The sequence below is a fragment of the Leucobacter sp. CX87 genome (assembly GCF_018682295.1).
GTDB lineage: Bacteria > Actinomycetota > Actinomycetes > Actinomycetales > Microbacteriaceae > Cx-87.
On the sequence record NZ_JAFIRI010000005.1, the window covers coordinates 216605 to 240030 of the forward strand.

General features: G+C 66.0%; 18 protein-coding genes and 1 tRNA gene. 13 read left to right on the plus strand and 6 right to left on the minus strand.

What is annotated here, in order from left to right; genetic code table 11:
- Positions 1-38: 38 nt before the first annotated feature.
- The 4 genes from KOE53_RS08125 to KOE53_RS08140 form a co-directional block, all read right to left on the minus strand.
- On the minus strand, positions 39-737 hold the full coding sequence (locus KOE53_RS08125; protein ID WP_188046717.1) for a response regulator transcription factor: 699 nt from the start codon (positions 735-737) through the stop codon (positions 39-41).
- A 64-nt stretch (positions 738-801) separates the two neighbouring features.
- Positions 802-2436, minus strand: a complete 1635-nt coding sequence (locus KOE53_RS08130; RefSeq protein WP_188058098.1) for a DNA repair helicase XPB — start codon at positions 2434-2436, stop codon at positions 802-804.
- Positions 2437-2603: 167 nt separating this feature from the next.
- Complete coding sequence (locus KOE53_RS13855; RefSeq protein WP_188058099.1) at positions 2604-4469, minus strand: helicase-associated domain-containing protein; 1866 nt, start codon at positions 4467-4469, stop codon at positions 2604-2606.
- A gap of 18 nt (positions 4470-4487) precedes the next feature.
- Entirely contained in the window at positions 4488-4760 is a 273-nt protein-coding gene (locus tag KOE53_RS08140) for a hypothetical protein (protein WP_188046720.1), read from the minus strand.
- Positions 4761-4932: 172 nt separating this feature from the next.
- Here KOE53_RS08140 and KOE53_RS08145 point away from each other — a divergent pair, with 172 nt between their 5' ends.
- The 5 genes from KOE53_RS08145 to KOE53_RS08165 all read left to right on the plus strand — a co-directional run bounded on the left by KOE53_RS08145 (position 4933) and on the right by KOE53_RS08165 (position 12895).
- Positions 4933-5313: a cold-shock protein gene (locus KOE53_RS08145; protein ID WP_188046721.1), complete on the plus strand. Its 381-nt coding sequence runs from the start codon at positions 4933-4935 to the stop codon at positions 5311-5313.
- The gene (locus KOE53_RS08150; RefSeq protein ID WP_188058100.1) at positions 5306-6034 is read left to right on the plus strand and encodes a DUF3027 domain-containing protein; all 729 of its coding nucleotides are present in this window, start codon (positions 5306-5308) and stop codon (positions 6032-6034) included. Before KOE53_RS08145 ends, KOE53_RS08150 begins: the two co-directional genes overlap by 8 nt.
- A gap of 661 nt (positions 6035-6695) precedes the next feature.
- Positions 6696-10211 carry a SpaA isopeptide-forming pilin-related protein gene (locus KOE53_RS08155; RefSeq protein WP_188058101.1) on the plus strand — a complete coding sequence of 1172 codons (3516 nt, stop codon included), beginning with the start codon at positions 6696-6698 and terminating at the stop codon, positions 10209-10211.
- 137 nt (positions 10212-10348) lie between these two features.
- Positions 10349-11788: a SpaH/EbpB family LPXTG-anchored major pilin gene (locus tag KOE53_RS08160; protein ID WP_188058102.1), complete on the plus strand. Its 1440-nt coding sequence runs from the start codon at positions 10349-10351 to the stop codon at positions 11786-11788.
- Between the two features lie 96 nt (positions 11789-11884).
- Complete coding sequence (locus tag KOE53_RS08165; protein ID WP_188058103.1) at positions 11885-12895, plus strand: class C sortase; 1011 nt, start codon at positions 11885-11887, stop codon at positions 12893-12895.
- Between the two features lie 198 nt (positions 12896-13093).
- On the opposite strand, the gene serC is transcribed toward KOE53_RS08165, so the two are convergent.
- Positions 13094-14212, minus strand: a complete 1119-nt coding sequence (serC, locus tag KOE53_RS08170) for a phosphoserine transaminase (protein WP_188058104.1) — start codon at positions 14210-14212, stop codon at positions 13094-13096.
- 85 nt (positions 14213-14297) lie between these two features.
- Here serC and KOE53_RS08175 point away from each other — a divergent pair, with 85 nt between their 5' ends.
- From KOE53_RS08175 to KOE53_RS08190, 4 genes are all read left to right on the plus strand, one after another.
- Positions 14298-14993 (plus strand): iron-dependent transcriptional repressor DtxR, encoded by a 696-nt coding sequence (locus KOE53_RS08175; RefSeq protein ID WP_188046727.1) that lies wholly within the window; start codon positions 14298-14300, stop codon positions 14991-14993.
- A gap of 63 nt (positions 14994-15056) precedes the next feature.
- Entirely contained in the window at positions 15057-16403 is a 1347-nt protein-coding gene (gene gdhA, locus KOE53_RS08180; RefSeq protein ID WP_255499226.1) for an NADP-specific glutamate dehydrogenase, read from the plus strand.
- 234 nt (positions 16404-16637) lie between these two features.
- Positions 16638-17342, plus strand: coding sequence for an NlpC/P60 family protein (locus KOE53_RS08185; RefSeq protein ID WP_188058105.1), 705 nt, complete (start codon positions 16638-16640; stop codon positions 17340-17342).
- 333 nt (positions 17343-17675) lie between these two features.
- A tRNA-Arg gene (locus KOE53_RS08190) sits at positions 17676-17751 on the plus strand.
- 30 nt (positions 17752-17781) lie between these two features.
- On the opposite strand, the gene KOE53_RS08195 is transcribed toward KOE53_RS08190, so the two are convergent.
- Complete coding sequence (locus KOE53_RS08195) at positions 17782-18786, minus strand: LacI family DNA-binding transcriptional regulator (RefSeq protein WP_188058106.1); 1005 nt, start codon at positions 18784-18786, stop codon at positions 17782-17784.
- Positions 18787-18969: 183 nt separating this feature from the next.
- Between KOE53_RS08195 and KOE53_RS08200 the strand changes: the two genes are divergently transcribed.
- The 4 genes from KOE53_RS08200 to KOE53_RS08215 are packed head-to-tail and all read left to right on the plus strand — an operon-like array spanning position 18970 to position 23360.
- Positions 18970-20640, plus strand: coding sequence for an amidohydrolase (locus KOE53_RS08200; RefSeq protein WP_188058107.1), 1671 nt, complete (start codon positions 18970-18972; stop codon positions 20638-20640).
- Positions 20641-20688: 48 nt separating this feature from the next.
- On the plus strand, positions 20689-21612 hold the full coding sequence (locus KOE53_RS08205) for an ABC transporter substrate-binding protein (protein ID WP_188046731.1): 924 nt from the start codon (positions 20689-20691) through the stop codon (positions 21610-21612).
- A gap of 33 nt (positions 21613-21645) precedes the next feature.
- Positions 21646-22599 carry an amino acid ABC transporter permease gene (locus tag KOE53_RS08210; RefSeq protein ID WP_353055613.1) on the plus strand — a complete coding sequence of 318 codons (954 nt, stop codon included), beginning with the start codon at positions 21646-21648 and terminating at the stop codon, positions 22597-22599.
- Positions 22596-23360 carry an amino acid ABC transporter ATP-binding protein gene (locus KOE53_RS08215; RefSeq protein ID WP_188058109.1) on the plus strand — a complete coding sequence of 255 codons (765 nt, stop codon included), beginning with the start codon at positions 22596-22598 and terminating at the stop codon, positions 23358-23360. The genes KOE53_RS08210 and KOE53_RS08215 overlap by 4 nt, the downstream gene beginning before the upstream one ends.
- Positions 23361-23426 lie beyond the last annotated feature (66 nt).

A 23426-nucleotide genomic window follows, 5' to 3' on the forward strand; every position in this document is an offset into this window, starting at 1 on the left:
CGCTTGCTCAGTGACCGACCCGACACGGCTACCCGTCGTTACTTCTGGTCGATCTTCAGCATGTAGCCGAAGCCGCGCTTCGTCTGGATCAGCGAGTCGTCCGAGTGCTGATCGAGCTTGCGGCGCAGGTACGAGATGTACGACTCTACGATGCCAGCGTCGCCGTTGAAGTCGTACTCCCACACGTGATCGAGGATTTGCGCCTTCGAGAGCACCCGGTTGGGGTTCAGCATGAGGTAGCGCAGCAGCTTGAATTCGGTCGGGGAGAGCTCGATCGGCGTCCCGTTCATGTTGACCTCGTGCGTGTCCTGGTCCATGGTGAGCGGGCCCGCCGTGATGACGGCGTCCTCGTCTTCCTGGATGGTGCGGCGCAGGATGGCCTTAATGCGGGCGATGATCTCGTCGAGCGAGAACGGCTTGGTGACATAGTCGTCGCCGCCGACGGTGAGGCCCATCACCTTGTCCTCGGTGTCGTCCTTCGCCGTGAGGAAGAGGATGGGGGCGGTGTAGCCAGCCGAGCGCAGGCGCTTGGTGACACTAAACCCGTTCATGTCGGGCAGCATGACATCGAGGATGATGAGGTCTGGTTCTTCCTCGAGCACGGCCGAGATGGTTTGCGCGCCGTTTGACACGGAGCGCACACCGAACCCGGCGAAGCGCAAGCTCGTCGTGAGGAGCTCCCGAATGCTGGGCTCGTCGTCGACGATCAGAATACGTGGTCCCTTGTTACCGGTCATGTGTCCCAGTATCTGACCGTTAGCTATGAGCTTGCTGAAAGCCGCAAAGCTTGCTCGGATCGCCCTACAGGTCGTCGGCGTTCACGATCGTGTACGAATAACCCTGCTCGGCCAGGAACCGCTGGCGATTCTGTGCGAAATCCTGGTCGACGGTGTCGCGCGTGACGAGCGTGTAGAAGGAGGCGGTGGCCCCGTTCGCCTTCGGGCGCAGCAGCCGGCCGAGGCGCTGTGCCTCCTCCTGCCGCGAGCCGTACGAGCCCGAGATTTGAATCGCGACCGAGGCATCGGGCAGGTCCACCGAGAAGTTGGCGACCTTCGAGACGACCAGGATCCGCTCTTCGCCGGCGCGGAACGCGTTGAACAGCCGCTCGCGCTCGTCGACCGGGGTCTGGCCGGTGATGAGCGGGCTGCCGAGCGCCTCACTCATCGCCTCGAGCTGGTCGATGTACTGGCCGATCACCAGCACTTGCTCGTCCGGGTGTTTGTCGATGATCCGGCGTGCGATGGTCTGCTTCGCGGGGGCGCTCGATGCGATCCGGTAGCGGTCCGCGTCTTCTGCGGCCGCGTACTCGAGACGCTCGAACTCGGGCAGCACGACGCGGACCTCGAAGCAGGCGGCGGGCGCGATGAATCCCTGGGCCTCGATGTCCTTCCAGGCGGCGTCGTAGCGCTTCGGGCCGATCAGCGAGAAGACATCGCTCTCGCGGCCGTCCTCGCGCACGAGCGTCGCCGTGAGGCCCAGGCGCCGACGCGCCTGCAGCTCGGCGGTGAGCTTGAACACGGGTGCGGGGAGCAGGTGGACCTCGTCGTACACGATGAGGCCCCAGTCGAGCACGTCGAGCAGCGACAGGTGCGCGTACTCGCCCTTCCGCTTGCTGGTGAGGATTTGGTAGGTCGCGATGGTGACCGGCTTGACCTCTTTGCGCTGCCCCGAGTACTCGCCGATGTCGTCCTCGGTGAGCGTCGTGCGCTTGAGGAGTTCATCGCGCCACTGGCGGGCCGACACCGCGTTGGTGACCAGGATCAGGGTGTTCGCCTGCACCGACGCCATGGTGGCGGCGCCCACGATCGTTTTGCCGGCGCCACAGGGCAGCACGACGACCCCCGAGCCGCCGGTCTCGAAGCTGGTCACGGCGCGGCGCTGGTAGTCGCGCAGCACCCAGCCGTCCTCCTGCAGGGCCATCGGGTGTGGCGTGCCGGGGGTGTAGCCGGCGAGGTCCTCGGCGGGCCAGCCGCGCTTCACGAGCTCCTGCTTGAGCTGGCCGCGCGCCCACGCCTCGACCGGGTAGGTGTGGTCGTCGATGCGGTTGCCGAGCAGCGGGGCGATGGCCTTCGCGCTCGTGACCTCGCGCAGAATGGGCGGCTCGTCCGAGCGCAGGATCAGCTGGCCCTCCGCGTCCCGCTCGATCGTGAGGCGGCCGTAGCGGTGCATGGTCTCGTTGATGTCCACCGAGACGGCGCTCGGTACGGGAAACTTTGCGTACTTGTCGAGCGTCTCGAGGATCTCGGCGGCGGTGTGCCCGGCGGCGCGCGCGTTCCAGAGTCCGAGCCGCGTGATCCGGTAGGTGTGGATGTGTTCGGGAGCCCGCTCGAGCTCGGCAAATACCGCGAGATCGTGCCGCGCGTCCTCTGCGTCGGGGTGCGCCACCTCGAGGAGGACGGTGCGGTCGCTTTGAACGATGAGCGGGCCGAGTGTCATAGCGGTCTAGCCTAGTCGGCCCACGTGTGAACCGGCTGCCGCGCCCGCCGATTGATCGCGTGCCCGCGCGCGTCAGGCCCTCCGCCGAGCCGTCGCAATCTGCGGCTTCGCGCCACGGGATGCCGCAGATTGAGACTTCTCGATGGGGAGAGCGGGCGGGACGGGAGTTAGAGAGCGCCGTCCGCGTCCTGCACCGGCGCGACGGAGACGAGCGAGGCGAGGGGGAGGGTGCGCTCGACGTCAGCGCCCGGGTCGATGCCGCGGACTCGCCCGTTGGCGACCGCGTGCGGCAGCATGCGCAGCGGCCAGTCTCGGCCGCTCGCGTGCACCACGAGGTCCATGACGGTGCGATCGCGAATGGCGAGCTCCAGGATGCGCACGAAATCACCTGCCTCGGGCTGGCTCTCTGCCGCGGCGCTCACCCGGGACACCATCGCCTCGAGCGCGGGGCTCAGCGGCGCGTGGTCGGGAATCTCCGAGGGCGCGAACGGCGTCATCCTGGGCGCAGCCTGGGCGGCGCAGCGATCGGACGGCGGTCCCTGGTGCGAGCCCGGGACGGTCACGGGGTAGCGGGCGTCGGCCAGGGCGGCGGCGACGTGTTCCGGCGAGAGCCGCGAGAGCGCAATCGGCTTCGCGGCACGTTCCAGCCGGGTTAGCCGCAGGTGCTGGAGCGATCGGTCCACCAGCATCGCGTCGAGCAGCTCGGGTCGCTCGGCAGTGATGCGGCTGCGCGCGCCGTCGCCGTTGTGTGCGGCGACGATGATGCTGCCGTGGCGTGCCTCGACCTCGTCGAGCAGGTACGCCAGGGGCTGGGGGATCCCGGTCAGCGAGAGGTGCTCAAGGAACTCGCGGGCTTCCTCGCCGGTCCAGCCGCGATCGAGCGCGCGGGTGAGCGAGCTGGACGACAGTCGAAAGACGGCGGCGATGCCGAGCTGTTCGAGGTCGGCGAGCTCGATCAGTCGTTGCTCGTCGTCGGGGCGAAGCGGGCCGGGGGCGACGACACTGAGATCGGGCTGCACGTAGACGCCATTTACCGGGGCGGGAAAGGCGGAGCTGACGATCTCGTGCGCGCGGTCCCAGTCGCCGGCGAGCAGCGCGGCGGCGGGCTCGCTCAGTTGGCCCCAGGGTGCGAAGCCCGCCTCATTGGCGGAGGCGCAGTACTCGGCTGCGGCTTCGCGCACCTCGTCGGTAGCGAGGGGGAACCGGTCGCGGAGCCCGGAGCCGGTCGCGGAGTCGAGCGAGGCTCCCGGCTCGGTGAGCAGGCCACGAACCGCGAGTGGCATGCCGGCGAGCAGCGCGGTCGCAAGCGCGAGCCAGCGCTCGGGGTGCGGCAGCCGGAGCCAATCGGCAGCGCGCGGGGTCACGACGAGCGGACGAGAACCGTCGCTGTCGCTGTTCCCTGCCCGCTCGGGAACGGTCGTGAGGCCGGCGAGCGAGAGCATCGGCAGGATCCGGATCACCGATGAGGGCTCGGTGTGCGCGGCCGCAGCGAGCGCCTTCACCGTAATCGCGGCGACAACGCCTCGTCGGCGGACGTGACCCGGGGTGCCGGTGAGGGCCCGCAGGATCGCCGCCGCCCGCTGGGTGAGCGTAAACGCGGGCTCGACCCAGTGGTCGGCGCGGCCCGGGGCGGACGGCTCGACCGAGACGGGGGGAGACGGGAGCGCGGCATGATCAAGGTCCGCCACGTCGATCGTCACAGCGGCGAGTGCCCGTTCGAGCGCGGTGGTGACCTCGGGCAGCGGCACGGTGACCCCGCCCAAAAGCCCGGCGAGGCCGAGCGAGCGGAGTGACTCAGCGGCGTCGGCCGCGAGAGATTCGCCACGGCCGAGGCGCGCAATGTCGGCGAGGGTGCCCCGGTCTGCGGCGGCGAGGGCGCGGCTCAACGAGTCCGGTCGCAGCAGCGCTGTGGCAAGTCCGATCGGATCCTGAATCGCTGTCGGGCCGGACGGCGGGCGAGTGCCCACCAGGCGGGTCAAAGCCGCCCGATCCAGGCTGGCGATTGCTCCGGCGAGCGCGAGTGTGCCGCTCACCGGGAAAGACTGCTTCGCTTAGCGGCGCGCATCCCGCGGATTGTCCTTGGCTCGACGCCGATTATTCACGATCAGCAGGGTGATGATCAGTACGAAACCGATCGGCAGCCCGATATAGGAGGTCCACACCACCAGGGGCCAGCCGCCCGAAGCGAGAATCTCGCGACCCGAGCCGGTCAGGCCGATGATCAGCGTCACGAAAAACGCCAGCACGGCGAGCGCCACGATGGTCACGGCGGCATAGGCAAGGACGCGCTCGAGGCGCGACGGGGAACTGGTCTCAGCAGACATCTCTTCTAGCCTACCTCCCCAGCCCCACGCGGATAGACTGGAGACAACGCGAAGCTTCGGATTCATCACCGACTTGATGAACGGCAAGCACCGATACGCGTGACGACGATCCGCGCCTCGGGCGCGAGCGACCGGGGTGACTCGGGTCGCACCCAAGAAGAAAGGACGACGCATGCCAACTGGCAAGGTCAAGTTCTACGACGATGAGAAGGGCTTCGGCTTCATCGCTGGCGACGACGGACAGCAGGTCTACTTGCACGGATCCGTGGTGCCCGAGGGCGTTACCGTGCGCCCGGGTATGAAGCTGGAGTACGGCATCGCCGATGGCCGTCGCGGCCCGGCAGCCCTCTCGGTACGGGTTGTTGACGCGCCGCCGCGGCTCGCGCGCATTCGGCGGAAGCCTGCCGACGACATGGCCGTGATCGTTGAGGATCTCGTGAAGCTGCTCGACGCGGTGGGGGGCCGGCTGCAGAGCGGGCAGTACCCGGACGGCGCGCAGGCGCGCACGATCGCGACCATGCTGCGCCGAGTTGCGGACGACTTCGATGCATAGCCCGGAAGAGACAGACGAGACGGCCACGGCCGAGGTCTCTCCCGCGGAGACGGCGATCGAGACGGTTGCCGTTGAGAGTGCTCCTGCAGAGGCGGCGGCAGAGACAGAGGCTGCCCCCATCGAGGCTGAGGCAGCTCTCGCAGAGCCGATTGACCCGGATCCGGTGCTGCTCGCCGCGGTCGATCAGGCGCGCGCCGCGCTTGCCGAGATTACCGACGCGGCAAACATTGGCGAGCCTGCTGGGCACGAGGTCAACGGAATTCACGTGTTGACCCTGTTCTTCGAGAACACCATGCCGGGTTACCCGGGGTGGCGTTGGGCGGCCGCTGTGGCGCGCGTCGACGAGGAATCCGCGGTGAACGTACTCGAGGTCGAGCTTTTGCCCGGTCCCGGCGCGCTCACGGCCCCGGCCTGGCTACCGTGGTCTGAGCGGTTGGCGCAGTACCGCGAGGCCCAGGAACTGCATGCGGCAGAGAACGCCGAGTCAGGCGTGACCGACTTTGCTGAGGGTGAGGGGGACGCGTACGCCGATGACGACCCGGACAGCGACATCTTGCTGAACGACTTCAGCGACTTTGACGACGAGATCGATGGGGTCGACGTTGACGGCGAGGACGACGACGAGGACGACGAGGGTGAAGCCGAGGGTGACCTCGACGATTCCGACGACGACGATGAGGATCGCCTCGATCCTGACGAGGACGACGACGAAGAAGAGTAAGAATCGCCTGAACTTCCCCGGAATCACGGGGCGAAGGACCGTCGCTGATGCGGCGGTCCTTTTCGTTTGTGCGCCCGCGCAGAGGCTAAATACGTAATCCTCACGGATGCCCCGAGATTTCCCCCAAACCTAGCGTTCACATCAAACGGGGGATTCACGCAGTTGGGCACCTGCACATCAGTTCCGCACAGTCCTCCGATCAGATGGAGACGAGGACGCAATGAAGCTTCCCAGTACCCCGATACGTCACCGGGGCGGACGGACCGAGACCGGTCGAGATGAGTCATTCCGAGGCACGCATTCCGCTCGGGGGCTCGAAGGGGGAAGCGGAAAGCCTCGACGATTCAGGCAGCTGTCCGCGGCTCTCGCCGTTGTGGCCTTGGTGCTGATGGGCGCGTCGCCGGCGATGGCCGAGGGAGAGATCGTCGAGCCTGCCCCCGACGCAACCGTAACGGCACCGGCTGAAGCGCCGGCCCCGGAGGCGCCGCCGGCTGAAGCCCCAGCTGCCGAAGTTCCCCCGGCAGAAACGCCTCCGGCCGAGGTACCCCCGACCGCTGAGGCCCCCGTTCCCGCCCCCGAACCGGCGGCAGTTCCGGCACCTCAAGCGCCGAGTGATCCCGCGCCTGCAGCTGACGCTCCCGCAGTCCCGGAACCGCCCTACTTGCGTTGGCGTGTCGCCGACGACGGCGATGTGCTGGTGGGCGACACCTCAATCATGGTTGAGGGTCCTCGTAACGAAGAGGTAGCGGACGACGGCAATGGCAGCCAATGGCAGGGAGTAGTATCCGCCACGGTTACGGACAACGCGGGGCAACCCGACTATGTGGGCGCGGACCTCGACCCCGAAGCGGGGGTATTCCTGGTCAAACAGCTCACCCACGATCTTGACCCGGCAGTCGCGCACGATGTGCTTGCGAACGAACACTTCCGGGTTCGGCCCGCAGCTGCCCCAGAAGGCTTTGTCGTCGGCGACGCCACGAGCTGGCAAGAACTCGCGAGCGCAGCATCGGCGGACGATCCGCTGGGAACCCTGGTGTTGACGGTGCCAACGAAGCAGGGACCGGTAGACGAGTCAACGGCGCCGTCAGCGGCGAAGTCTGACCTGATCACGCCGTTCGCACTCATCGCCACCGACTGTGGCAACACCAGTGATTGCGCTGGGCTGCGGATGACCAATGTGGTGGTCAACACGGGCGGCGGAACAGCAACGACCGCGGACTGGGCGCTCAAGGCGGTCCGGAACAACCCGGCCCTCGACGAGTACGCCTTCACGAATGGGCAGACCCGCACGGTTCCGCGCAATGTGGGCGGATCGACGAAGGCGGTGTATTCCCTCACCGCGACCGCAACTCCCGCAATACAGGCGCTTTATACCACCACGTTCGCCTGCACCACGGCCGAGCCATCAGGCAACTCGAACAACACCACCGATGTAGACACGAACGCCCGCACTGTCGCGTTCGGGTACCGCAGCAACAACAACCTCGGGACACCCGCGACGCGCTACGCGTACTGCACGTTCACCCATACGTTCACGACACCGGCGAACATCATCGTCAAGGTTGGCGGAGATCGGACCGGGGTCAGCGGAGTGACTAACCTGGCGGGAGTGGTGCTCTACCTGAACACCGGAGGATCGGCCCCGAGCGGCACTCGTCCTGACGGGGTTGCTGGCGACGGCGCCGGTTGGGCGCGCTGTGTGTCCGACGTAAACGGTGAGTGCACCTTTGCTGTCCCGGGTGCCGGCACGGGCGGCCCGAATCGAGACGCTCGTTTCTGGGTGGTGCAGCCCGCGAACGGGGTGCCCGCGGGGTGGTACACCAATCCGAATTTGCGGACTGGAGATGGTACCGGTGCTGGTACGTCCACTGCATACAGATTCCAGACGGGGACCCTCCTTCGCGCCGGCCAGACATACCGTTCGACGAGCCAGTTCATGTTTAGTACTGATGAGGATGCCACGGCATCGGGCGGGACGTGGCAACAGTCGCGAGTGAATCCGAGCCTGACTCAAGCGTGTGGCATTAGCGCCGCGCTGGTGCTCGACACTTCGGGTTCGGTGGGAAGTGCGATCGAGGACCTCAAGGACGCGTCTGACGCGTTCGTTGACGCTCTCGTGGGTACTCCTTCCCGCATGGCGCTCTTCTCGTTCTCAACGAATAGCCCGTCCGTGAGCGGAGCAAACTATCCATCGCTGACGTCGGTGGCGACACCCTCCCAAGCGGCCGCTTTCAAAACCAGGTACAGCGGTTGGACCTCCACTGGCGGGACGAATTGGGATAGGGGGCTGGCGGTGCCGGCCGCGGCAAATGTTCCCGGAAACCACTATGACGTCGTCATCGTGATCACGGACGGCAGTCCGACATACTTCTCGAGCCCAGTGCAGGGAAGCGGCGGGGAGACCAGGTTCGTCGAAACAGAGAACGGTATCTTCTCGGCGAACGCGATCAAGGCGAACGGCACTCGAGTCATCGCCTTCGGCGTCGGTAGCGGCGCGACAGGCGCAGCGAATGCGCTGAATCTGAGAGCCATTTCCGGCCAGACGGCCTACAACGGTTCGTCGAACGGCTCTTCGGCGGACTATTTCCAAACCAGTAACTATGCAGCAGTCGGAAATGCGCTCCGCGCCCTTGCCCTCGGAAACTGCGCTGGACAACTCACCGTCACCAAAATGGTGGTCCCGAATACCTCGCCGGTCGGATCGATTGTCGGTGCTGCGCCGGCAGTTGCCGGTTGGACATTCACTGCGTCAAATCCGAGCGGACTCACGGCACCGGATCCGGTGCAGACGACCGTTGCTGACGGCACCGGGACGGTCGCCTTTCCGCTTGATTTCGCGGGAGGGAACCTGAGCGGTGATGTGACAATCACTGAAACCCAGCAACCTGGCTACTCTCTGGTTCCAGTTGGCGGACAAAACGCGGTGTGCAGAAACTTGGTCACCGGAGCAAGCGTCGTACCGATCGGGAATCCGGCTGACGGGTTCAGGGTGAGTGTGCCAAGCACCGAGGCTGTGAATTGTACGGTGTACAACCGGGCCCCCAGCCTCGCCGCAACTGTTCAAGTCTTGAAGAACTGGGTGGTGGAGGACGGACTGGGCAACTCCGAGAGCTACCAGATCCCCGGAGACGAGGGATCTCTGCCGGACGGTCTCGCAGCTCAACTCACACTGACCGGGCCGACCGACCCGAACCCAACAAACCAGGCCTGGGGCACGGTGCGCGCGAACTACGTCACCGGCAATCCAGTCACAATCAATGAGATTGCGACAATCGACACGCAGAAGCTTCCCGGTTGCACCATGACCTCGAAGCTCGTCACAAAACAGAACGCTGGCACTATCAGTGAGGCGATTCCGTACACGGTGAATCTCGCTCAAGGCCCGAACACTTTCGAAGTCACCAACACGGTGACCTGCGAGACGAAGCTCACGCTCGTGAAGTCGCTGACCAATGACAACGGCGGCACCAGTGTGATCGCGGACTGGACGCTGACGGCGGCTGGACCGACCGCAGATGTCAGCGGCAAGACGACCCAAGCGACCGTCACTAACCGGCTCGTGGTTCCCGGTGACTACACGCTGAGTGAGGAAGGGGTGCCAGGGTACACCCCGGAGGCATGGACCTGTGCGAGTGCGGCGGGCAGTCTTCCCGTGACAAACGGCAGCGTGAGCGTCCCTATGGGCGCAAGCGTGACTTGCACCATCGTGAATGATGACAAGCCGGGCGGGGTGAGCTGGTCGAAAGTGGCCACCGGCTCGAGCGAGCTGCTTGCCGGGTCGGAATGGGAGATTGTCGGCACTTCGCCAGTGGTTCCCGCCGACGAGATCTCCGACTGCGTAAGCGCCCCGTGTTCGGGGCCGGACATGGACCCGGCCGTTGGCAAGTTCGAGCTGCGCGATCTCTCCTGGGGTAGCTACACCGTCACGGAGACGAAGGCGCCTCCCGGCTACCAGGGCGGCGCAAGCTTCCCCGTCGTCGTCACGGGAGCCAACGCCGGGACAATCATCGCGGCAGGGTCGATCTTGAATGATCAGCAAAACGGTGTCGCGCTCCCCCTCACCGGTGGAATGAGTACTGAGCTGTTCACCCTCTGGGGGACCGGCATCGGGCTCTTGGCGGCGCTCATGAGCGTCGTGTACTGGAGGCGCTTCCGGAGGCCGGTGATGACGCCATGACCCGCGCCGCCCGAAAACCTGGGGCGTGCGGATGAGGTGATTCGCACGACAGCCCCCCACCAAGCTCAACAATTCCAATCACAGGCAGTTCCACTAACCGGGTGCTCAATGATGCGCCCCGAGGAGAGGTAACAGACATGAACACGTCACAACGGGGAGGGCTCGGTAGACGAGCCGTCGCCCTCATCGGTGCACTGGCTCTGGCGCTAATCGGCACCGCGGCTATCGGCACCGCGGCATCGGCTGCAGACCCCGCCCCCAGCCCTTCGAACATTACGGGCACCACGGGAACGCTCACCATTCACAAGCACGCTGGAGAACCCGGCGAAGCGGGCAACGGGACGGCGATTACCGATCCGGCACAGATCGCGGCGCTGGGCGCGGGGCTGGTGGGCGTTGAGTTCAGCATCCAGCGAGTCAGCAACGACGGGGCCCCGATCGACTTGACGACGGCGGCCGGATGGGATGTCGCACAGGCGGCAACACCAGCCAACGTCAGTGTCGCACCCTTCAGCCTGGCGGCTGGGACCACCGCGACGACGGGCGCTGGCGGCATCGCCGTTGTACCGAATCTTCCGTACGGTCTCTACCTGGTAACCGAGACAAGCCCGGGCGCAAACCCGATCGTCTCGCCGGTGCAGCCGTTCCTCGTATCGGTTCCCTACCCCGACGCGACGAACAGTACCTGGCTGTACAACGTGCACGTCTATCCGAAGAACAAGCTGAACACCACGGTGCCCGAGAAGACGGTCTCTGCACCTGACGGACTCACCCTGGGATCCTCGGTGGTCTGGACAGTGACCGCACCGGTGCCGGAACTCGGTGCAGGCGACACCTACACGAAGTTCATGATCACTGACACCATCGACCCGAGGCTGGAATTGACCGGGTTGGTAGTGAAGGTCGACGGCGTGGTGATATCGGAAAGTCCTGCCGGCTACACGCGCAGCGGCGATGTGATCGTCGAACTGAACCTGGACACGAGAAACACACTCGTCGCGGGCACGGACGTCACGATCGAGTACACCACCAAGGTGATCTCGCTCGGCGAGGACGGCACGATCAACAACCAGGGTTTCGTGAACGTCAACGACTCAGTTCGCGAGACCGGTATGCCGCAGACCAACTGGGGACCGCTCACGGTCGTGAAGAAGGCCGCGCAGGCGCCCAACAACACGCTCGCCGGTGCCGAGTTTACGCTGCACGAGACGAAGGGTGGTCCGGCTATCGCGACGTACACCACCAATGCCTCGGGCGAGATCGTCGTCGATGGCCTGTGGGTCGGCAACGGAGGGGTCCTCACCAAGGACTACTGGCTGCTCGAGACGAAGGCCCCGGCCGGGTACGCGCTTCCCACAGGGGACGCCGCGTGGACCGAGGTTACGGTGAACGCCGCGGGTGAGAACGACCCGACAATGATCACCATCAACAACACCCAGCAGAACGGCCCGAACCTGCCGCTGACCGGCTCGACCGGCACGACAATGTTCATGCTCGGTGGGCTCGCCCTGCTCCTGACGGCAGGCGGAGTGGCCCTCGTGGCCTCCTCGCGTCGCCGCCAGGGCACCTTCCAGTAGCGAGCTCGCTCGCACCAGAAGAGGGTGGGGAGGTTTCGGCCTCCCCGCCCTCACCCAACCCCCACCGACTGCATCAGTGCCGCCCAGGAGGACGCCATGAGCACGATCATCGATCAGGAGCCGCAGGCCGCACCGGCCCGTGCCGGCTCCTGGCGGTTCCCGCGCTTCGCGTTCTTCACGGCGCTGCTGGCGCTGACGGGGCTGCTCATCTTTCTCTACCCGGGCGTCGCCTCGTGGTTCTCGCAGTACGCCCAATCGCAAATCATCAAGTCCGTCGAGGTTTCAACAAGTAGCGCGGCGACGACGCAGCGCGAGGCCGAGATCGACCGGGCGCGCGCATACAACGAGGCACTCGTTGGCGGTGCGCTTGTCGGAGCGAACACCAACGTCCCCACAGGCGCAGGCACCGAAGGTGGCGAGTTCGACTACGACCGTCTGCTGCCGGCGAGCGCTGATGGCGCGATGGCGCGCCTGCGCATTCCCGCAATTGACGTCGATCTTCCGATCTACCACGGCACGTCCGACCAGACGCTTGAGCGGGGTGTCGGGCACTTGCAAGGTACCTCGCTCCCGGTCGGCGGCGTCGACCAGCACTCCGTGCTCACCGCGCACCGCGGGCTCGCAAGCGCCGAGCTCTTCACCCATCTCGACCAGGTCAAGGCCGGGGAGATCTTCACAATCGAGGTCTTCGGCGAGGTGATCAGCTACAAGGTGGTTGAGACGCAGGTGGTCGAGCCCAGCGAGACCCAGGCGCTCTACCCCGAGTACGGCAGGGACCTCGTGACGCTCGTCACGTGTACCCCGCTCGGCATCAATAGCCACCGGATCCTGGTGACGGGTGAGCGCATCACGCCGACTCCCATCGGGGCGATCAATGATGCCGGGAAAGCGCCCGACATCCCGGGGTTCCCCTGGTGGGCGGTCGGCATCGGCGTCGCGCTTGCGCTTTTGACGGCGTACGTCTGGCGCATGGGCCGGGTCGGCGCGCTGCCGGCGCCGCGCGCCGCGGCGCAGCAGGGCTGGGGCATCGCCCCGAAGGGCTCCGGCCCGCACGCAGACTCCGCACCCGAACACGGGGCCGCGGATGGCCAAGGATCGGGGGGTTAATCCGCAGAGCCATACAGACCCGGGTCAGTGAGTGTCCCCCCGCTCGTTGGCCCGTTGGGGAGCAGGATCGATCACGTCACACGCGAGACTGGCGAATGTTGGAGTTCACCGGAACGACGTTGTACGGAACTCGTTGCCTGCCAGCTGCTGGGCCCGAGGCGCACACGCGCTTTCCCGGGCCCAGCAGTGTTTCTGCGGTTAGCCCAGGCGCTCGAGCACGTAGTCGATTGCGCCCGTGAGGGCGCGCACATCGTCAGGCTCGATCGCCGTGAACGTCGCGACTCGCAGCTGGTTGCGTCCGAGCTTGCGGTACGGCTCGGTGTCGACGATGCCGTTCGCGCGCAGCACCTTCGCGATCGCCGCAGCGTCGATGGCGTCGTCGAAATCGATCGTCACCACCACCTGCGAGCGGTGCTCGGGGTTCTCGACGAAGGGGCGCGCGACCGAGCTCCGCTCGGCCCAGTCGTAGAGCACACCCGAGGACTCGGCGGTGCGCGAGGACGCCCAGGCGAGGCCGCCGTTGGCATTCATCCAACGCACCTGCTCGTCCATCATGCCGATGGTGGCGAGCGCCGGGGTGTTCAGCGTCTGGTTGAGGCGCGAGTTCGAGATCGCGCCGGCGAGGTTCAGCGTCTCGGGGATGTAGCGACCCGACGCCGTGACCCGCTCGATGCGCTCGATCGCGGCGGGGGAGACCAAGGCAAACCAGATGCCGCCGTCAGAGGCGAAGTTCTTCTGCGGGGAGAAGTAATAGACGTCTGTCTCGGAGGCCTCGAAGTCGATGCCGCCCGCCGCGCTCGTCGCGTCGACGACGGTCAGCGCCCCGGCGTCGCCGTGCACGCGCGTGACGGGCGCCATAACACCCGTAGAAGTCTCGTTGTGCGGGAAGGCATACACGTCAATCCCGGCCTCGGCCTCGGCTGCGCTCCGCGATCCTGCGGCGGCGCTGCGCACGGAGGGATCCTGCAAGAACGGGGCAGCCTTGGCGGCGGAGGCGAACTTTGCGCCGAACTCGCCAAAGGTGAGGTGCTGGCTGCGCTGCTCGATCAGGGAGTGCACCGCCGAGTCCCAGAAGGTCGTCGCGCCGCCATTGGCGAGCAGGATCTCGTAGCCCTCAGGTGCGCGGAACAGGTCGAGCAGGCCCGCGCGGACGCTTCCAACCAGGTCTTTCACCGGGGCCTGGCGGTGCGAGGTGCCCAGAACTCCGGGCTGCAGCCGCGACAGGAAGTTCAGCTGCTCGGTGCGGATCTTCGACGGACCGCACCCAAAGCGACCATCGGCGGGCATAAGGGAAGACGGGATCGTGATGTCGGCCATGGCACGATCTTACGCCGGGTTCGGAACCCTCTCGTGCGCGCGATAGGCTGGCGGACAGGCGAAACACTGCAGGAGGGAGCGCGCTATGGCCGACCTGATTGATACGACGGAGATGTATCTCCGCACCATCTTGGAGCTCGAAGAAGAGCGGATCACCCCGCTGCGCGCCCGAATTTCGGAACGTCTCGGCCACTCTGGACCCACCGTTTCGCAGACAGTCGGGCGAATGGAGCGCGACGGACTGGTCGTCGTCACGGGCGAACGCCATCTCGAACTCACCCCCGAGGGGCGCAAGAAGGCCGTGCAGGTGATGCGGAAGCACCGCCTGGCCGAGCGCCTACTCGCCGACGTGATCGGGCTCGAATGGGAGTTCGTGCACGACGAAGCGTGCCGCTGGGAACACGTCATGAGCGAGCAGGTCGAGCGCAAGCTGCTCACCATTCTCGACCACCCGACGGAGTCGCCCTACGGAAACCCGATTCCGGGACTTGAAGACTTGGGTGAAGTGCCCGCTGCATCGTTCTCCGCGGGAGTCATCGGCGTGCCCGAACTCCTCTCGGGCGGACGCACGCGCGCCTTGGCCACTATTCGTCGCCTCGCCGAACCGGTGCAGGTGGATCCTGAGTTGCTGCGGCAGCTGGGGCAGTCGGGTGTGAAGCCCGGCAACACTGCAACATTTTCCTCGGCGGGCGCGTACGTGCTCGTGGAGGTCGACGGATTCGATGCGGGCATCGAGCTTCCTCACGAGGTAGCCACCCACATCTTCGTCGCGCAGCAGTAGTCCGGGGCGTTCGTCGCCGGGCAGATCATCAATGGAGTTGATACAGAGGAGCCCAGTTTGACGCTGACCGCCGCCCAAGCGCATGTGCAAAGGATCGCAGGGGTCGCGCAGATGCGCGGTCCGCACGAGTCGGAGTTCTTGCAGGCAGTCCACGAGGTACTCGACACGCTCGTGCCGGTGCTGGAGGAACACCCTGAGTTCGTCGAGGCGGGAGTGCTCGACCGCATGATCGAGCCCGAGCGACAGATCGTGTTCCGAGTGCCGTGGTTCGATGACCAGAACCAGGTGCAGGTGAACCGCGGTTTCCGCGTACAGTTCAACTCGGCGCTTGGCCCCTATAAGGGAGGACTGCGCTTCCACCCGAGCGTGAACCTGTCGATCATCAAGTTCCTGGGGTTCGAGCAGATCTTCAAGAACGCGTTGACCCGTCAGGGCATCGGCGGCGGCAAGGGCGGTTCGGACTTTGACCCCCGCGGCAAGAGCGACACCGAGGTGATGCGCTTCTGCCAGAGCTTCATGAACGAGCTGTACCGTCACCTCGGCGAACACACCGATGTGCCCGCGGGTGACATTGGCGTTGGCGGGCGCGAGATTGGCTACCTCTTCGGGCAGTACCGCAAGATCACCAACCGCCACGAGGCGGGCATGCTCACCGGCAAGGGGAAGGCCTGGGGCGGCGCGGAGGTGCGCGTCCAGGCGACCGGATACGGCGCCGTGTACTTCGCCGAGGAAATGTTGGCGCACCGCGGCGAGGGTATTGAGGATCGTCGCGCGATCGTGTCGGGATCGGGCAACGTTGCCACATACGCGATCGAGAAGATCGCGCAGCTGGGGGGCCGCGCGATCACCGCGTCGGATTCGCAGGGCTATGTCGTAGACGAGGCTGGAATCGACCTCGAGCTGCTCAAGCAGATCAAAGAGGTCGAGCGCGGGCGCATCTCGGCGTACGCCGACCGCAAGCCCAGTGCCCGCTACGTCGAGGGCGGTTCTGTCTGGGACGTGCCGGGCGAGCTCGCCTTCCCGTGCGCAACGCAGAACGAGCTGCCGCTTGCCGGCGCACAGGCGCTGATCCGGAACGGGGTCCGTGCGGTCGCTGAGGGCGCCAACATGCCGACCACCCCCGAGGCGGTCGCCGCGTTCCAGGAGGCCGGCGTGCTGTTCGGCCCCGGCAAGGCGGCCAACGCGGGCGGCGTCGCCACCTCGGCGCTCGAGATGAGCCAGAACGCCTCGCGCCAGCGCTGGGACTTCGGCAAGAGCGAGTCGCGCCTGCACGGCATCATGCGTGACGTGCACCAGTCCACCTTTGCGGCATCTGAGCGCTACGGCCGCCCGGGGGACTACGTTCTCGGGGCGAACTCGGCCTCCTTTGTCACGGTGGCCCAGGCGATGGTCGCGCAGGGCGTGATCTAGGCGCTGACTGCGTTTCGGCAGGATCCTGCTGGTGTGGGGCCTGCGGCGGATGCCGCGGGCCACGCGCTTTTCCTGGGGAAATGCCTCGACCCAGAGCGACTTTCGGCCCCGGAACCGCAGGATTACGCGGATCTTGGCCTGAGCGTGACATATCCGTGATCTTCGGTTACGCTGGTCGAGGCTCCTGCTTCCAGTAGGAACCGAATCCCCGATCAGCAAACGTGAGGTAGAGCATTGGCACAGACCCCCGGCACCGAACTGGTGACGCGTCAGTCCATTTCGACCATTGGTTCGAAGCTGAAGAAGGGCACTCGAGTTGCCGCAGGTGTGGCGCTGAGCGCCGGCCTGGCCGCAACTTTCGCAATGCCCGCGTACGCGACTCAGACTGTTGATGGTGCGCCGGACCTGGTCCCCGCCCAGCAGCTGACCACGGTAGACGTCGACACGACAGTTGCCATCGAACTTCCCCAGGCCACCACGGCTGACGAAATCGCAGCCGAGCAGCGCAAGGTCGCTGAGGCCGAGGCAGCCAAGGCTGCTGAAGAGAAGGCTGCCAAGGCGGCCGAGGCGGTTGCCAACGGCGGCGGCGCCGGCGGCGCTGACCTTCCCAGCGGTTCGGGCGCGAGCGGCCTCCTCGGCGCTGCGTACGCACAGCTGGGTGCGAACCAGGATTGCACCGTCCTGCTCGAGCGCGCGCTTCGCGCGATCGGCTTCGGCGCAGGCGACCTGGGTACCGCCGTCGGCGAGTACACCCGGTACGGCAGCGTCGTGACTTCGGGTGGCTACGCCCCCGGTGACATCCTGATCTGGCCCGGCCAGCACGTCGCCATCTACGCCGGCAACGGCATGGCAGTGCACAGTGGTTACAGCGGCAACCAGACTGTGGTTGCGGGCGCCTGGAGCCCGAACGCGAGCCCGGTCGTCGTCCGCATCGGCTAAGCACTTCTTCCCAAACGGGGCGTCACCTTCGGGTGGCGCCCCGTTTGCTGTGTGTGGGGTGGCTGCGCGGCCTGGCTGCGCCGCACCTGGCTGCGCCTGGCCGCGCCGCGTGCCCGCCCTGCCGCTGCGTCAGCCGCCGCCCCCCTGTCACACATGTCGGAAATGACAATCATTCCGGACGCCCAGGGCCGTTTCCTTCCGGGATAATTCTCGTTTCCGACATGTTTAACGCCGCGCACCGGGGCCGCCACGCGCCGCCACGCGCCGGGGCACGCGAGCCGGGTGGCGTCAGCCGCCGCACGCGCGCGATAGCATGGTGACCGCGCAGTTTTCGCCCCAGTAGCTCAGTGGATAGAGCACTTCTCTCCTAAAGAAGGTGTCGTAGGTTCGATTCCTATCTGGGGCACCATACGTGGCGCCAGGGCGCTTGGGCCTCAGTTCAGCAGCTCTCGCGCACGACCAGCGGTGACTCGATCAGCTCGGTGCGCGTCTGCGCCGGGCGCTCGGGTGCTGCGAGCAGCTCCACCATCATCTGGGCCGCACGCTGCCCGTACACGAACGGGTTCATGTCGACCGACGTGATCGACGGGGTGTGGAACTGCATCATCGTGCTGTCGACGCCAGAGACGAGCAGCACGCTCTCTCCGACCGTGTGCCCCATAGTGCGTAGCACGCCCGCGATGCGCACTGCGACGCCCTCGCCGCACACGAAGAGGCCGTCGCAGGCACCCGGCGCCCCGGTAAGTCGCTCGCTGAGCTGCTGGTGCACCTTCTCGTTGCTCTCCTGAGCCGAAATGAGAATTATCTCGGGTTCGATCCCGCGCCTGCGGCACCAGTCGAGGTAGACCGCCTCGATCGTGAGTGTCCACTCGGAGACGCGTTCGACGGTGAGGAGGCCGGGCCGACTGGGGCTTCCCGTGCCGCGCTCGAGCATGCGGTCGAGCGCGATGATCGTGCTCGCCTGGGTGTCAGACTCGACGACCCCCCAGGGCCGCGCCGCATCGGCCGGCGGCGGGTCGACGCACACCGTCGGCACGGTGCCCTTGAGAAGCTCGCGCATGCCCAAATCGTCCGAGTGAGGCTCGACGACGATGAAGCCGTCGACCGCGGGGAAGTCCTGCACATCACCGGTGTCGAGCGCCGACGGCAGCAAGATGGGGGAGTGGTCGGTGCTCGCGAGCTCGGCGGCGATGCCGCGTGTCACCTCGGCGAAGTAGAGCGAATACTGCAACACCGTTGAGGGGAAGTAGACGCCGATGGCCCCGGTGCGCGAGGTGCGTAGCGAGCGGCCCGAGCGGTTGATGCGGTAGCCGAGTTCCTCGGCCACCTGGTGCACGCGCTCACGCGTCTCCTCCGAGACCCCCGGCTTGCCGTTCATTGCCATCGAGACAGCTGCGACAGAGAGCCCCATGCGGGCGGCGATGTCTTTGAGCGTCGCGGGCAAAAATCCTCCTGGCGTGCGGGTCACCCGGAGAGTTCGGCGGCGTACAAGACGCCTTCGAGATCAACCCGTGATGATCCGCTTTTGACAATGCGGTCGACGGAGAGCTATTCTCCGAAGATCACTTAAACGATTAAGTTACACGCGGTTAGTTCAGTCTAGCGAGTGTTTTCAAAGGAGCAAACAGTGGGCGATCGGCTCGATCTCGCATTTCTCAACGGCGCAGTGTTCACGGGCGAGGAGTATCTCCCCGCCCCCTGCCACGTCGGCATCAAGGACGGCAGGGTCCTGCTGCTCGGGAATGAGGTGGAGGCCGCTATCGGAGAGGCGACCGAGGTCATTGACATCGCGGGACAGCTGTTGCTGCCCGGGATGACCGATTCCCACGTGCACCCGGTCGAGGCGGGCATGGAGATGCTCGGCTGCAATCTCGCCGACGGCTGGAACCGCGAGGACTACCTCGCCACCGTGACTGAGTACGTCGCGGCGAACCCGGACGAAGAGTGGATCGTCGGCGCCGGATGGCAGCAGGCCGCGTTCCCCGGCGGCGCGCCCCTCAAGGGAGACCTCGACGCGATCTGCAACGACCGCCCGATCATCCTTTCGAACCGCGATCACCACAGCGCCTGGGTCAACAGCGAGGCGCTGCGGCGCTGCGGCATCGACGCGCACACCCCGGATCCTGCCGATGGGCGCATCGAGCGCGACGAGCACGGGGAGCCCACGGGAACGCTGCACGAGGGCGCCCGCATGTTGGCCCTCTCGCACGCCCCGCAGCCGAACCTCGACGAGATGTACGCCGGGTTCTTGGTCGGTCAGGCGAAGCTGATCGCCTACGGCATCACGAGCTGGCAGGACGCGCTCATCGGGCAGTACGGCAACCACAGCCCCAAGTTCTACGACGTGTACCGGCTCGCCGAGGAGCGCGGCGAGCTCAGCGGGCGCGTCAATGGCGCGCTCTGGTGGGAGCGCAAGGAGGGGCTCGAGCAGATCCCCGCGTTCGTGGCGAAGCGCACCGCGGCACACGGCGGACGATTCCGCGCAGACACCATCAAGATCATGCAGGACGGCGTCGCCGAGAATCAGACCGCCGCGATGATCGAGCCCTATCTTGCGCCAGGCTGCGACTGCGCGACGAGCGGAGAATCGTCGGAGAACGCGGGGCTCTCGTTCGTCGACCCGATCAAGCTGCGGGACATCGTGACCGAGCTCGACCGGCAAGGCTTTCAGCTGCACTTTCACGCGCTCGGGGATCGCGCCGTGCGCGAGGCCCTCGACGCGATTGAGGTGGCACGCGCCGCGAACGGCGACGCCTCGACGGTGATGCACCAGCTCGCGCACATCCAGATCATCAACCCGAGCGACGTGCCGCGTTTCGGCGCACTCAACACGTCGGCGAACATGCAGCCGCTCTGGGCAAGCTACGACCCCCAGATGATCGATCTCACGCTGCCGTTCCTCGGGGACGAGCGCGTCACCCACCAGTACCCGTTCGCGTCGCTGGTGCGCAGCGGCAGCCACCTCTGCGCTGGCTCCGACTGGCCTGTGACCTCGGCCGACCCGTGGCTCGGCATGCACGTCGCGGTGAACCGCCAAGTGCCGGTCAGCCACCCCGACTACGACGAGCGGGTGTTTCTCGAGAACGAGAAGCTCGACCTGGCCACCGCGCTGCGCGCCTACACGCTCGGCGGCGTCGAGGTGATGGGGCGCAGCCGCGAGGTTGGTCGCGTCGCTCCGGGCTATCTCGCCGACGTGGTCGTCACGAACCAGGATCCCTTCGCGAAGAGCTCCGCGGAGATTCACGAGACGCGCGCCGCGCGGGTCTACAGCGACGGCGCACTCGTCTACTCGGCCTAACTCTTGACTGTTACCCCTCCAATCCACACCCAAACAAAGGAACAACGAATGATGAAGAAGAGCTTGGTGGCCACGGCCGCCCTCGCAGTGCTTCTGACCACCGGTTGCGCGGCAGGAGGTGCCGACGCCAAGGGTGGCGATGCAGGCACCGACGCGGCAAAGCCCGCGAACACGGCCGTCGACCTGTCCAAGATCACGGTGAGCGAAGAGGCGGCGGCGATGCTCCCCTCGGAGATCGCCGAGCGCGGGACGTTCGTCCTCGGCGTCGACGCCACCTACCCGCCGAACGAGTTCAAGGACGATGCGGGCAACCCGATCGGTTGGGAGGTCGACCTCATGAATGCGACGGCCGCCAAGCTCGGCCTTGAGACCGACAACCAGGTCGCGAAGTTCGAGAACATCATCCCGAACATCGAGCTCGGCAAGTTCGACTCGGGCATCGCGGGCTACTACGACACGATCAAGCGTCAGGAGAGCTTCGACATGGTCGACTTCTTCTGGGCCGGCAACCAGTTCGGCTCGCTGAAGGAGAACGAGATCGCGAGCGAGCTCGACATCTGTGGCCAGAAGATCTCCGTGCCCAACGGTGGGTCCGCACCGCTGTACTACCTGCCCGAGATCGAGAAGGAGTGCCTGGCTGCGGGCAAGGACAAGATCGAGGTCATGGGATACGACACGACCGAGGAGATGGTCGCCGCGGTGTCGCTCGGCCGTGCGTACGCGTTCGTCGCGGACTCACCCGTGGTGAGCTACGCGATCAAGAACAGCGGTGGCAAGCTCGTCGGCTCGGAGATTTACGACACGCTGCCTGCCGGTGCCCCGTTCAAGAAGGGCAACACCGAGCTGGTCGAGGCCTTCGCCGCGGCGATGCAGGAACTGCACGACGATGGCACCTACGACGAGATCCTGGAGTTCTGGGGCGTCGAGGTCGGCCGCGTCGACGCGATCACTGTCAACGCTGGCACGGAATAGTCGATGAGCCAACCGATCACTACTGTGGTCCCGGTGGCACCGCCGAAACCCATTCGCGCGGTGCCCCTCCGGCACCCCTGGCGCAACCTGCTCGCGTTCGCGCTGATCTTCCTGCTGCTTGCGTTCATCGTGGACGCGTCGCAGCGCGAGGCCTACGACTGGCCGGCGTTCGCTGAGTACCTGTTCGATCAGCGCGTCATCACCGCTGCCGGTGTGACGCTCGCCCTGACGTTCTTGTCGATGTTTGGCGCGATCGTCATCGGGATCATCCTCGCGGTCATGCGCGAGACCAGCAACCCGGTCCTTCGTGCGCTCTCCTGGGGGGTCATCTGGTTCTTCCGCGGCACGCCCGTGTACGTGCAGCTGGTGTTCTGGGGCCTGCTCGGGGCGATCTACCAGTCGATTAACGTTGGTATTCCCTTCCAGGAGCCCTGGCTCGTCATCGAGACCATGGACATCGTGCCAGTGTTCTGGATCGCCGTCATTGGCCTGGCGCTCAATGAGGCGTCGTACATGGCCGAGATCGTGCGCGCCGGCCTGCTCTCGGTTGACGAGGGCCAGGTGGAAGCCGCGAGCGCGCTCGGCATGGGCTGGTGGCTCACGATGCGCAAGGTCGTTATTCCGCAGGCCATGCGCGTCATCATCCCGCCGACCGGCAACGAGCTCATCGCGATGCTCAAGACGACCTCGCTCGTCACGGCGGTCCCCTTTAGCTGGGACCTCTACACCCGCACGCGAGACATCTCGGCAGCGACGCTCAACCCGATCCCGCTGCTGCTCGTGGCGTCTGTCTGGTACCTGTTCTTCACCTCGATCATGATGATCGGCCAGGCGCAGCTCGAGAAGCGATTCTCGCGCGGCCACGCAGGGGCGTCAGGTGGGGCAAGCAAGAAGCGCCGCAAGCCCACGGTGCGCACAACTCCGGTCGGGGCGCAGGCAGTCGCCGGTGCAGCGGCAGGATCCGGTTCGAACGAGGGGCAGTCATGAGCGAGATCAAGCTCGTCGCGCAACAGGTCCACAAATCCTTCGGCGACAACCACGTACTCAAGGGCATCGACTTCGAGGTGAAGCGGGGCGAGGTGAGCTGCTTGCTTGGCCCCTCGGGCTCGGGCAAGTCGACGTTCCTGCGCTGCATCAACCATCTCGAGACGATCGATTCGGGCAGGATCGAGGTGGACGGCGAGCTCATCGGGTATCGCGAGCACGGGAATAAGCTCTACGAGCTCAAGCCGTCCGAGGCGGCGCAGCAGCGGGTGAACATCGGCATGGTGTTCCAGCGCTTCAACCTGTTCCCACACATGACGGCGTTCGAGAACATTACGTGTGCGCCGATGAACGTGAGCCGGAAGAACAAGTTGGAGGCGACCGACCTGGCGTTCGAGCTGCTCGACCGTGTCGGACTCGCTGACAAGGCCGACGCGTACCCGAGAGAGCTGTCCGGCGGACAGCAGCAGCGGATCGCGATCGCCCGGGCGCTCGCGATGAAGCCTGACCTCATGCTGTTCGACGAGCCGACGAGTGCGCTCGACCCGGAGCTCGTCGGCGAGGTGCTCGATGTGATGAAGAACCTCGCCGAAAGCGGCATGACCATGATCGTGGTCACCCACGAGATGGGCTTCGCTCGCGAGGTGGCCGACACCGTGACATTCATGGACGGCGGCGCCGTCGTGGAGCACGGTGCACCCGACGATGTGCTGCTGCGTCCACAGCACGGACGCACCCAGGCGTTCCTCTCGAAGGTGCTGTAGTCAGTACAACTTGGATGGGCCCCGACCACACGGTCGGGGCCATCTGGCATTTTCGGGGGCCGATCA